Here is an 11807-nt window from a genome sequence, read left to right on the forward strand (position 1 = left end):
GTCGTCGCAACACCCCAGCCCAGGGGATGCGATGGACTTCAAGATCCGGGAGAGTCGGAAGCCACAGGGCTCGAAGAAGCTGACGCGTGAGCGGGAGGCATACTTCCTGCTCATGCGTCAGGGCGTGAGCAACACCGAGGCATGCCGAGTCCTTGGCGTCAACCGTCGAACCGGCAAGCGTTGGCGTCACGGAACGAACCCGGCCGGCAAGAAGAAGGGGGCACCGCCGGCCGCACAGCCTGCGGTGCCCTCGTCCGGTCCCTCGCGCTACCTGCGAGAATCGGACCGCATCCACATCGCCGACCGGTTGCGCGAGAACGCGTCCATCCGCCAGATCGCCGCGGAACTCGGGCGCAGCCCCTCCACGGTCAGCCGTGAGATACGCCGCAACGGCGCCCTCTGGCGCGGGACCGACTGGACCTACCGTCCCTACGCGGCCCGGCGCCGGGCAGACCTCCGCCGGCCCCGCCCGAAATCCGGCAAGATCGGCCAGAACCCTGAGCTGCGAGACTTCGTCCAGCATCACCTGGCCATGCGCTGGAGCCCGGAACAGATCTGCCAGGCTCTGCGGACCGCTTTCCCCGACCGGCCGGAGATGCACGTGGTCCACGAGACGATCTACCAGGCCCTATACGTCCAGGGCCGCGGAGAACTACGGCGCGAGCTCACCAAGGCCCTGCGGACCGGGCGCGCCCCGCGCAAGCCCAGACGCCAGGCACAGCAACGCCAGCCGCGCTACGCACACCCCATGGTCATGATCAGCGAACGTCCGGCCGAAGCCGCCGACCGGGCCGTCCCGGGCCACTGGGAAGGCGACCTGATCATCGGCAAGGACAACGCCTCCGCCATAGGCACCCTCGTCGAGCGGAGCACCCGCTACCTCATGCTGGTCCACCTGCCGGGCGGCCGTGCCACCGACCGTGTCCGCGACGCCCTGGCCGAGACCGTCAGCCGCCTGCCCCGTCACCTCAAACGGTCCCTGACCTGGGATCAAGGCAGCGAGATGGGCCGCCACCACGAGTTCACGGCCGCAGCCGACATGCCGGTCTACTTCTGCGACCCAGCCAGCCCCTGGCAGCGCGGCTCGAACGAGAACACGAACGGCCTGCTACGGCAGTACTTCCCCAAGGGCACCAATCTGGCCATCCACACCCGTGCGCACTTGGACGCCGTCGCCGCCGAACTCAACAGCCGACCACGCAAAACGCTCGGCTGGGACACCCCAGCCGAGCGCCTCGCAAAGCTCCTGGAGACAGCCAGTTGATCACTGGACGCGACGACCGCCGGAATGCGCCTCTCGGCGGTGGGAGGTGTCACGCGGGTAGCGTCACCCCCAACAACCTGACGCGGTATAGCCCGCGTAGTTGTCGTTGTAGACGTAGAACCAACCGTTGCCGTTCGATGTCCCGCAAGCGGTATACCGGCCGCCCAGGATGACGCTATTTGCGCCACAGGCCCACGTCTGCCCCTTCAGGGCAGTGGTCACCAGAGCGGCACTGGTACTGGTACTGGTGCGGATGGCCACGTTTTCCAATGCTGTCGCCTTGCCGTCGTTACAGGCCGTGTTGGACCTGAGCTGGGTCGAGCCATCCGCCGCACCGGCAACTCCCGGAAGGGCAAGGCCGACGACGGCGGCAACCGCCAGCGTGACAGTCAGCCTCGATCGCATGATCTTTCCCATTGAGCCCCCTTTGATCGGCATTTATGCAGTGAGCACCGACAAGTAGCGCCCGAGCTCCGCACCCCGTCAAGCGCCCTGTATGAGGTTGACCTGTTTTCAACGTGAGCTCGTGGTTGAGGAACTGGAGACTCGTCGGCCGGGTGCAGCCGCCAGGAGCTGGACGCTGCTGCCGCCGAACTCAACAACGGCCCACTCAAAACGCTCGGCACGGCAGGCTCGCCGATCGGTCGACGCATGCAGCTCTCGTCTAGCACCACCAGGATCAGCGGCGGAGGCGTGCGGACGAGTGCCGCTTGCCGGTCGGCGACAAGTGAAACCCGCTCGCGGGCTTGTTCAGGTGTGATCGCACCCCGCTTGACGGCGCTCTCAGCGAGTACGGCGGCGTAGTCGGGGGTCTGGAGAAGACCAGGAACAACCCCCACTTCGTATAGCCGGATTTCCGCCGCCCGGCCCTTGTGTCCTACGTACTCCGGGAAGCCTTCCAGCAGGCTGCCGTGCCGGATCTCTCTCCACTGAGCCTCAAACGAGTCCGGTGCGCCCTCGGTACCGAACGCCCTATCGGCACTGCGCGAGAAACGAAGAGTCGGAGGCTTGCGACCAGTTTCGACGGCTGAAATATGCACGCTGGAATATTCCATTCGGTCTGCCAAGTCTTCCTGCGTCCAACCACGCGCCTCCCGTGCGCTGCGGAGACGCGCCCCGAAGGCCGCTTGCGGGCTGGCGTCCGGGTGTAAGTCCTTGCGGTTCAAAGAGGTTTCACCCGCCCCTTCCTTCCCCGATTGGCGAAGTGCTGGCGCGACCGACCGCCACGCGCGAGGAGATCCGGGACGTCGCGGACCGTCTGCTGACCGTAGTCATGGACGCGGCGGCGAGGCTGTGACGTCGTCTGCGTCCGACTGGGTACAGGCGACGCAAGAGGTCTGGCGATCCCCTGGCGGCGCCTGAACGGCCGAACTGCCCCCGCTCACCAGGTACGGCTGGTGAGCGGGGCACTTTTTGTTGCCGCAGGAGTGGGAAAACCCATTGTGCTGGGGCCAGCAGCTCTACGGTTCTGGGACGCCGACGGGTTCGTTCCGCCGCTGAACGGCCAGCAGGGAGCGCCGCCCTTTGGGCACCGTCCGCAAGAGGCCCGCGAGGCCCCGAGCCCCTGAGCCCCGGGCTCAGGCCGCCCGGCCGCCCCCGCGGGCGGCCTTCGCCCGGCGCATGTAGTACCAGGCCATGTTGGAGCAGACGCCGGCCAGCAGCACCCAGACCACGCCGAGCCAGCTCCCCCGCGCGAAGGAGACCACGGCCGCGGCGACGGCGAGGGCACAGACGGCGAGGGCGTAGCGGGCGAGGCGGGGCATGGGGGTCGGCTCCTGTCCGGTACGGGGGTCGGGTACGAGGTCAGATACGGGCGTCGGTACGGGTGCCCGGTACGAGGCCGGGCACGGGTGCCGGCCGTGGCGCAGCCGGCCCGGACCGGACCGTCCGCGCAGCCGGCCCGGACCGTCCGCACCAGTGTCCCCCATGGCCGCGGCCGGCGGGCGGTGGCCTAGACGTCCGTCAGGCGCAGGCCCGCGTGGGCCTTGTAACGGCGGTTGACGGAGATCAGGTTGGCTACCAGGGACTCCACCTGGTGGGCGTTGCGCAGCCGCCCGGCGAAGATCCCGCGCATGCCGGGGATCCGGGCGGCCAGCGCCTGGACGAGGTCGGTGTCGGCGCGGGACTCGCCCAGCACCATCACGTCCGTGTCGATGCTCTCCACCGCCGGGTCCTGGAGCAGCACCGCGGAGAGGTGGTGGAAGGCGGCCGTGACGCGGGAGTCGGGCAGCAGGGCGGCGGCCTGCTCGGCGGCGCTGCCCTCCTCGGGGACGATGGCGTAGGCGCCCTTCTTGTCGAACCCGAGCGGATTGACGCAGTCCACGACCAGCTTGCCGGCGAGTTCCTCGCGGAGCGATTCGAGGAGCTTCGCGTGCCCGTCCCACGGCACGGCGACGATGACGACGTCGCTGCGCCGTGCGCACTCGGCGTTCTCCGCGCCCTGCACCCCGGAGCCCAGTTCCTCGGCCGCGGTCCTGGCCCGGTCCGCGGACCGGGACCCGATGATCACCTGCTGTCCGGCATGTGCCAGCCGGTAGGCGAGCCCGCGCCCCTGGTCCCCCGTGCCGCCCAGCACCCCGACCACCAGGCCCGACACGTCGGGAAGGTCCCAGGGGTCCTTGGCGGGGGGCTTGGGCGCGGGGGCGTCGGCAGCGGGCGTGGTGTCGGGAGTAGTCATGGGCCGAGCCTATGCGCTGCGTGTCCGCGCGGCACCGGGGCCCTCAGCGCGCCCCGGTGCTCGTCCCGGCACCCGTGCGGCCCCGCCCGCCTCTTCCACCGCGGCGGAAGAGGCCCCACGGACGTGACCTGCGCTGCCGGTCCGGCCGACGAGCGGGGGCGCCGGTCCGGCCGAGGGGCGGGGGCGCCGGTCCGGCCGAGGGGCCCGGGTGGCCCCGGAGCGAGGGGGGCCGGGGAGGGACGGGGTCAGGTTTCGTCGCCCCAGCGGGGGTCCGTGTCCCATTCGCGGTTCCGTTCCGACACCGTGTCCAGCGCCCGCGCGGCCTCCTCCCGGGTCGCATACGGGCCGAGCCGGTTCCTGGCCGGGCACTCCGGCCCCTCCTCCACCTTGTGGTGCTTGATGCAGTAGTACCACTCGCCCGGTTTCCCGGTCGGTTGCTTCCTGAACAGGGCCATCCCCGGTTCCTCCTCGCCGTCCGCGCCGTCGTCGGCGCGGGGTCACATCCAGCCGCCATGGTGCCCGGAACCGCTGGATACACTCGCTGACATGTCTGGCCAGTCACTGCTCGTACCAGGGGAGCTCTCTCCCACCCGTTCCGTCCCGGGAAACATCCGGCGCCCCGAGTACGTGGGCAAGCCCGCCCCCACGCCGTACACCGGTCCCGAGGTCCAGGACGGCGAGACGATCGAGCGCATGCGGACCGCGGGCCGGATCGCCGCACGGGCCATGGCCGAGGCCGCCAGGGCCATCGCCCCCGGAGTGACCACCGACGAGCTGGACCGCATCGCGCACGAGTACATGTGCGACCACGGCGCCTACCCGTCCACGCTCGGCTACCGCGGCTTCCCCAAGTCCCTGTGCACCTCGGTCAACGAGGTCATCTGCCACGGCATCCCCGACTCGACGGTGCTGCACGACGGCGACATCGTCAACCTGGACGTCACGGCGTACATCGGCGGGGTGCACGGCGACACCAACGCCACGTACCTCGTCGGCGACGTCGACGAGCGCTCCCGGCTGCTGGTGGAGCGGACCCGGGAGGCGCTGAACCGCGCGATCAAGGCGGTCAAGCCCGGCCGGCAGATCAATGTGATCGGCCGCGTCATCGAGTCGTACGCGAAGCGCTTCGGGTACGGGGTGGTGCGGGACTTCACCGGGCACGGCATCAACACCTCGTTCCACTCCGGGCTGATCATCCCGCACTACGACCACCAGGGGGCGACCACGGTGCTGCGCCCGGGCATGACCTTCACCATCGAGCCCATGCTCACGCTGGGCACCTACGAGTACGAGACGTGGGACGACGGCTGGACCGTCGTCACGAAGGACCGCGAGCGCACGGCTCAGTTCGAGCACACGCTCGTCGTCACGGCCGGCGGCGCGGAGATTCTGACGTTGCCCTGACACCGGGCAGGCGCGTGCGCGGCGGGCATCGGACGCTTCGCGCCCCGATGGGGGCGCGGGGAACTGCGCGAGCAACCACGACGCGCCCGCGGCGGGCCACCGGGCCCAGCCCCTTGCCGTGGTTCGCCCGGCCACCGGCCGGTGGGGCCTGGGCGCGCCCGCGCGGCGGAGCCGCAAATCGACACAGCCCCGCGCCCCTTTGGGGGCGCTTCGCGCCCCTTAATCGGCGCTTCGCGCCGAAAGGGGCGGCTCGGTCTGCCGCGAGGACCATGCCTCCAGCGCCGTCCTGCACGCGTGGTCCAGGTGGTGCAGGCCCGACAGGTCGAGCACGACCTGCCGGTCTCGCGGCAGCGCCTCCAGGCTGTCGAGGAGCTTCGGCAGCCGCAGGAACGTCGCGTTGCCCACCAGGCGCACCTGGACGGGCCCCGCCCCCTTGTCGGTGACCTCCAGGCGGACGTGCGACGCCTCCCACGCCCCCTTGACGATGGCCAGGCCGAGGCCGATGAGCACGCCCTCGAACATGCTCACCATCACGATGGACACCGCGGTGACGGCGAGGACCAGCGCCTCACCCCGACGCTCCCGCCACAGTCGCCCCACCTGCCGGACCGGAATCAGCTTGAACCCGGCGTGCACCAGCACCGCGGCGAGCGCCGGCAGCGGGATGAGGGTGAGCGCCGCCGGCAGCAGCACCGCGAACAGCAGCAGCCAGACGCCGTGCAGCACCCGGGACAGCTTGGTGCGCGCACCGGCCCGTACGTTGGCGGAGCTGCGGACGATCACCGCGGTCATCGGCAGCGCGCCGAGCAGGCCGCAGACCGTGTTGCCGGCACCCTGGGCCATCAGCTCGCGGTTGTAGTGGGTACGCGGCCCGTGGTGCATCCGGTCCACGGCGGCGGCGCTGAACAGGCTCTCCGCCGAGGCGATCAGCGTGAAGGCCAGGACGGTGCCGAGCACGCCCGGGTCCACGAGCCAGCCCAGGTCGGCGAGGCCGGGTGGCTGCACCGCGTCCAGCAGTCCGCTCACCCGTACCTCGGCCACCGGCAGCGCGAGCGCCAGCGAGGCGACCGTGGCCAGCGCCACGGCCGCCAGCGGTCCCGGCACCGCGCGCACCCGTGCGGGCAGCCGGTCCCAGAGCACCAGCACCGCGATGGTGGCCGCGCCGAGCAGCAGGGAGGCCCGGGCGGGCCCGGAGCCCACCGCGTCGGCGAACATCCCGGGCAGTCCGAGGATCTTGCCGGGCCCGGAGTCCGGCGCCTTTGCGCCCGCCATCGAGTAGAGCTGTCCGGCGATCAGGACGAGCCCGATGCCGGTGAGCATGCCCTCGACCACCGACACCGAGATGGCCCGGAACCAGCGGCCCAAGCCCAGGGCCCCCAGCAGCATCTGGAGCAGACCGGTGGCGAGGACCACCGCGCCCAGCACCGACAGGCCGTGGTCGTGGACGGCCTCGAAGACGAGGACGGTCAGCCCGGCGGCGGGCCCGGACACCTGGAGGCTGCTGCCCGGCAGCAGACCGGTGACGATGCCGCCCACGATCCCGGTGAGCAGCCCGAGCTCGGCCGGCACCCCGGAGGCGACCGCGATGCCCACGCAGAGCGGCAGCGCCACCAGGAAGACCACCCACGACGCGGCGAAGTCCTGCCGCCAGAACGTGGCGTTCACCCTGCCCGTCACGGCGCCCACCCCGCGTCGGCGCCCGACCGGGAGGCGGACTCGGTACCGGGCGGAAGGGCCGCGGCGCACACCGCGCGGGCCGTGAGCACCGCGCGGGCGCGGGAGCGGCGGCCCCCGGAATCGTCAGGTGCCCAGGACCGGGCCGCGGCTCCGGAGCGGACGGCACACACGGGACGGCCTTCGGTGCCGGAGCGGACGACGCTCCCGGAACCCTCGCTGGTCCCGGAGCGGACGGCACACACGGGACGGCCTTCGGTGCCGGGGCGGACGGCGCTCCCGGAGCGGGGAGTGCTCCCGAAGCGGACGGCGGCTCCGGGACGGACGGCGGCTCCGGGACGGAAGGGGCAGGGGGGCCTCTGTGGGCGTGCGTGAGGGATGAGTTGCTGCATGGGGTGCCTCCAGCGCGCACCGCCGCGCGGCGGGCGCCTCGTTACGGAAGGGGTCGCCGGAGGGCGGACGGGCACGCGCGCACGACGGGCCGGCGCGTCGCAGGACCGGTCCGGGGCGGGCGGACACGCCGGCCCGGGGCGGCCGCGGGCGTCACCGAGGACGCCGGGCCGCCGGGGCCGTCAGCGGCGGAGGACCTTCAGGAGGGTGACGCGCCCGGCCCCGGGTGCGGCCCGGGACGGAGCGGTGCTGTGCTCCGGCCGGGGGCGCTCCTCGGCGCCCCCGTGCTCGTCGGCGCCGCGCGCCTGGTAGCCGCGGCCCGGGATGTGGAGGAGTCCCGAGCCGTCACGGCGGCGCGCCGGGCCGCCGGTGCGGACGGCTTCGTCCTCGACCAGCTCGCCCTCGCCGCCGGAGCGGCTCGCGCCGCCCTCGCCGCCGCTCGCCGGGCCCTGCGTGCTGGCCGTCGTGGCGGTCTCCGCCGTGGCCGCGCAGGTGGCGCAGCCGGCGACCAGGAGCAGCAGCACGCTCGCCACCGCCACGAGGACGCGCGCAGCCACGGTCCTGGCCATGCCGTCATCCCCCCGATGCACGAGCCCGACGATGTCCGGTGGCGGCATGGCTCCGCGTCCGCGGGTGCCCGCCGGTCACCCGGCCGCTGCCGCTCCGCACACCTTGCATGACGTCAAGCCATCACAACCAGAGGCGCCATCGCAAACGCGCCACGTCCGGCGCCGAAACCTCACCGCGCCAGGTCAGAGGGTGTGAGCCGGCGCGCGGGAGGGGCGCTCGAGGACCACCCGTCCGCCTGTCTCGATCCATCCGCCGGGCCCCGGCGCCGTCAGGATCTGGGAGCCGCGGCCCTGCCGGATGTTGAGGGCGCGGCCCAGTTCCGCGGTGAGCAGCAGGGCCGCGGCGCCGGTCGCCTCGTCCTCGTCGATGCCGTCGTCGCGGCCCGGGAAGGCCCGGGCCCGGACGCGTCCGGCGGGCTCGTCCTCCCAGGCCCAGGCGTACACCCAGCGCTCGGCGGGGGTGGCGGAGGGCGCCGCGGGGGGCAGCGGCGCGGGCAGCGCGTCCACGTCGGCGGGCGACGGGCAGCGCCGCAGGGTGCGGGGCGGGGCCCACTCGGGCCGGGCCTCGATCCAGCTGAACTCGCCGTCGGGCCGCGCACCCACCACGCCCGCGGGGGTGATGAGTTCGGGCACGTCGAGCAGCCAGGCGGCGCCGACGCAGGGGTGCCCGGCGAACGGCAGCCGGAGCGTGGGGGTGTAGATGTCGATCGCACCCCGCTCGGGGTCGTCCACGAAGACCGTCTCGCTGAAGCCGAGACGGGCCGCCATCGCCTGGCGGTCGCGCACGTCGGGCACGGCCGAGCCGTCCCGGACCACGCCCAGGCGGTTGCCGAAGCGGCCGTCGGGGCCGCAGAAGACCCGCAGCACGTCGAGGACGCCGGTGCCGCGGACGGCGTCCAGCACGTCGTGTTCGCTCACCGGTGCATTGAAGCACCTGCTCGGCGCGCCCGAGCGCCCGGTGCGGCCCGTCCGGGCCCGCGCGGAGCGGGGCGCGCCGGGCGCCGGCAACTCTGGCCGGATCACAGCCGCTTGACCTTTCCATAACCACTATTTGGGGTGAACTTGACCTTGATTGCCCCCGAAGGGTCCGCTCCGCCCGCATGAGAGGTGAATCACTGCACACACGGGTGTTACTGAGGTAAGGCTCAGATAACTTAGGTGTGCCTCACCATCCGTCCGGATTCTGTCCATCGGCGAGCGGTCCGCCGTTGGACGGTCACCGACCCGACCCGGGAGCCCGTATGCGAGCCGTCAGACTCTCCGTCGTCACCGCCGCCACCGCCGCCGCGGCGCTGGCCTCCGTCACGGGGTGCACGGCGAAGAGCGATGCCGACAGCGGCAACGCCATCAAGGTCACCGCAGCGGACGACCGCTGCGACACCTCCGCCAAGCAGGCACCCGCCGGGCAGGTCACGCTCTCGATCGACAACAAGGGCTCCAAGGCCACCGAGGTCGAGATCCTCTTCCCGGACGACCGGATCGTCTCCGAGAAGGAGAACATAGGCCCCGGCACCCACTACACGCTGACCGCGGAGATCAAGCCGGGCTCGTACGAGATCGCCTGCCGGCCGGGGATGAAGGGCCACGGTGTGCGCCAGAAGTTCACCGTCACCGGCGGCAGCGGCAGCGCCAAGCGCGACCCGCAGGCGGACCGGGCGGTGGCCGCGTACCGCACCTACGTCCAGGACCAGGCGGACCAGACGCTGCCGAAGGTGAAGGTCTTCGCGGACGCCGTCAAGCGGGGCGACCTGGCGGCGGCGAAGCAGGCCTACGCGCCCTCGCGCATCGGATGGGAGCGCACCGAGCCGGTCGCCGAGTCGTTCGGCGACATCGACCCGAAGGTGGACACCCGCGCGGACGGCCTGGAGTCCGGCCAGAAGTGGACCGGCTGGCACCGCCTGGAGAAGGCCCTCTGGCAGGACAAGAAGATCGGCCCCGCCGAGAAGACGCTCGCCGGCCGGCTGGTGACGGACCTGACCGACTGGCAGCAGCGGGTCGGCAAGGCCGTGATCACCCCGACCTCCATGGCCAACGGCGCCAAGGAACTCCTCGACGAGGTCGCCACCGGCAAGGTCACCGGCGAGGAGGACCGCTACTCGCACACGGACCTGGTCGACTTCAAGGCCAACGTGGAGGGCGCGCAGAAGGCGTACGAGCTGCTGAAGCCGGTGGCCGCCAAGCACGACAAGGCGCTCACCGAGAAGCTGGACAAGCAGTTCGCCGCGCTGAACAAGCTGCTCGACGGCTATCGCACGGGCGCCCCGGGATCCTACGCGTACAAGTCCTACGACACGGTGGACGAGTCGCACCGCAAGGAGCTGTCCGACGCGGTGAACGCCCTGGCGGAGCCGCTGTCCAGACTCGCCGCCACGGTCGTCGCCGGCTAGTTCCCCGGACCCTCGCGGCGGACGGCACCCGCACCGGCGCCGGCCGGCCGTCCGCACACCGAGCAGGCAGATCACGTACACCAGGCAGGAGCCGTCCATGACGGAAGAGGTCGCGGGACGCGACGGGGAGCAGGGCGCCGGGGCGGCACACCCCGGGCAGGAGGAGACCGCTCAGGGCACGCCGCCGCCGGGGCCCGGCTCGCGCACCCCCTCGCGGCGCGCCCTGCTCGGCTGGGGCGGCGCGGGTCTGGCGCTGGGGGCCGCGGCGGCGGGCGGCGCGGCGGCGGCCGTGACCTCCGGCGACCCGGACTCCGCCGGCGCGGCGGACGCCGCCGCCGTCCCGTTCCACGGCGCGCACCAGGCCGGCATAGCCACCGCCGTGCAGGACCGGCTGCACTTCGCGGCGTTCGACGTGAAGACCACCGACCGCGCCGAGTTCGTCCGGCTCCTGAAGGACTGGACGGCCGCGGCGGCCCGGATGACGGCCGGGCACACGGTGGGCCACGGCGCCACCGGGCTGCCTCAGGCACCACCGGACGACACCGGCGAGGCGCTCGGCCTCAATCCGTCCCGGCTCACCCTGACGGTGGGCTTCGGACCCTCCCTGTTCGACCGGTTCGGCCTCGCGGACCGGCGTCCCGAGGCGCTGGTCGACCTGCCGAAGTTCCCCGGCGACAACCTGGATCCGGCGCGCAGCGGCGGCGACCTGTGCATCCAGGCCTGCGCGGACGACCCCCAGGTGGCGGTGCACGCGATCCGCAACCTCGCCAGGATCGGCTTCGGCACGGTGGCGATCCGCTGGTCCCAGCTCGGCTTCGGCAAGACGTCGTCGACGACGCCCGGCGCGCAGACGCCGCGCAACCTGATGGGCTTCAAGGACGGCACCCGCAACATCGCGGGCGACGACACCAAGCGGCTCGACGAGCACGTCTGGGTGGGCGCGAAGGACGGCCCCGACTGGATGACCGGCGGCTCGTACCTGGTGGCGCGCCGGATCCGGATGAACATCGAGACCTGGGACCGCACCTCCCTTCAGGAGCAGGAGGACGTCTTCGGCCGGGACAAGCGCGAGGGCGCCCCGGTCGGCAAGGCCAAGGAGCACGACGAGCCGTTCCTGAGGGCGATGAAGCCCACCGCGCACGTCCGGCTCGCCCACCCGGACTCCAACCAGGGGGCGACGATCCTGCGCCGCGGCTACTCCTTCACCGACGGCACGGACGGCCTGGGCCGCCTGGAAGCGGGCCTGTTCTTCCTCGCCTACCAGCGGGACATGCGCAAGGGCTTCATCCCGGTGCAGCGGCACCTGGCGCGGCAGGACGCGCTGAACGAGTACATCCAGCATGTCGGCTCCGCCGTCTTCGCGATCCCGCCGGGCGTGCGGGACGCCGGGGACTGGTGGGGCAGCACGCTGTTCGGCGAAGCGGGCAACTGAGCGACTGAGG

General features: G+C 72.3%; 11 protein-coding genes and 1 pseudogene. 4 read left to right on the forward strand and 8 right to left on the reverse strand.

The window, feature by feature from the left end; genetic code table 11:
• The first annotated feature begins 31 nt into the window (after window positions 1-31).
• Entirely contained in the window at window positions 32-1264 is a 1233-nt protein-coding gene (locus tag ACSMXW_RS07200) for an IS30 family transposase (protein WP_485804639.1), read from the forward strand.
• Window positions 1265-1327: 63 nt separating this feature from the next.
• On the opposite strand, the gene ACSMXW_RS07205 is transcribed toward ACSMXW_RS07200, so the two are convergent.
• From ACSMXW_RS07205 to ACSMXW_RS07225, 5 genes and pseudogenes are all read right to left on the reverse strand, one after another.
• Window positions 1328-1681 carry a hypothetical protein gene (locus ACSMXW_RS07205; RefSeq protein ID WP_329595771.1) on the reverse strand — a complete coding sequence of 118 codons (354 nt, stop codon included), beginning with the start codon at window positions 1679-1681 and terminating at the stop codon, window positions 1328-1330.
• A 137-nt stretch (window positions 1682-1818) separates the two neighbouring features.
• Window positions 1819-2430, reverse strand: a pseudogene (locus ACSMXW_RS07210) (helix-turn-helix domain-containing protein); the annotation flags it as partial.
• 411 nt (window positions 2431-2841) lie between these two features.
• Window positions 2842-3027: a hypothetical protein gene (locus ACSMXW_RS07215; RefSeq protein WP_485804640.1), complete on the reverse strand. Its 186-nt coding sequence runs from the start codon at window positions 3025-3027 to the stop codon at window positions 2842-2844.
• Window positions 3028-3215: 188 nt separating this feature from the next.
• Window positions 3216-3941 (reverse strand): NADPH-dependent F420 reductase, encoded by a 726-nt coding sequence (gene npdG / locus ACSMXW_RS07220; protein WP_485804641.1) that lies wholly within the window; start codon window positions 3939-3941, stop codon window positions 3216-3218.
• Between the two features lie 245 nt (window positions 3942-4186).
• A complete protein-coding gene (locus tag ACSMXW_RS07225) occupies window positions 4187-4396 on the reverse strand; it encodes a hypothetical protein (protein WP_485804642.1) in 210 nt (69 codons plus the stop codon).
• Between the two features lie 91 nt (window positions 4397-4487).
• On the opposite strand from ACSMXW_RS07225, the gene map reads away from it, so the two are divergent.
• Window positions 4488-5345: a type I methionyl aminopeptidase gene (gene map, locus ACSMXW_RS07230; protein ID WP_485804643.1), complete on the forward strand. Its 858-nt coding sequence runs from the start codon at window positions 4488-4490 to the stop codon at window positions 5343-5345.
• Between the two features lie 219 nt (window positions 5346-5564).
• Here the strand turns inward: map and ACSMXW_RS07235 are convergent, their stop codons facing one another.
• The 3 genes from ACSMXW_RS07235 to ACSMXW_RS07245 form a co-directional block, all read right to left on the reverse strand.
• On the reverse strand, window positions 5565-7022 hold the full coding sequence (locus ACSMXW_RS07235; protein ID WP_485804644.1) for a SulP family inorganic anion transporter: 1458 nt from the start codon (window positions 7020-7022) through the stop codon (window positions 5565-5567).
• 569 nt (window positions 7023-7591) lie between these two features.
• Window positions 7592-7978 carry a hypothetical protein gene (locus ACSMXW_RS07240; RefSeq protein ID WP_485804645.1) on the reverse strand — a complete coding sequence of 129 codons (387 nt, stop codon included), beginning with the start codon at window positions 7976-7978 and terminating at the stop codon, window positions 7592-7594.
• Window positions 7979-8161: 183 nt separating this feature from the next.
• Window positions 8162-8896, reverse strand: a complete 735-nt coding sequence (locus tag ACSMXW_RS07245; RefSeq protein ID WP_485804646.1) for a PhzF family phenazine biosynthesis protein — start codon at window positions 8894-8896, stop codon at window positions 8162-8164.
• 323 nt (window positions 8897-9219) lie between these two features.
• Here ACSMXW_RS07245 and efeO point away from each other — a divergent pair, with 323 nt between their 5' ends.
• Window positions 9220-10365 carry an iron uptake system protein EfeO gene (gene efeO / locus ACSMXW_RS07250; RefSeq protein WP_485804647.1) on the forward strand — a complete coding sequence of 382 codons (1146 nt, stop codon included), beginning with the start codon at window positions 9220-9222 and terminating at the stop codon, window positions 10363-10365.
• Between the two features lie 97 nt (window positions 10366-10462).
• The gene (gene efeB / locus ACSMXW_RS07255; protein WP_485804648.1) at window positions 10463-11797 is read left to right on the forward strand and encodes an iron uptake transporter deferrochelatase/peroxidase subunit; all 1335 of its coding nucleotides are present in this window, start codon (window positions 10463-10465) and stop codon (window positions 11795-11797) included.
• The last annotated feature ends 10 nt before the right edge of the window (window positions 11798-11807 follow it).

Source organism: Streptomyces sp. DSM 116793 (genome assembly GCF_057320905.1).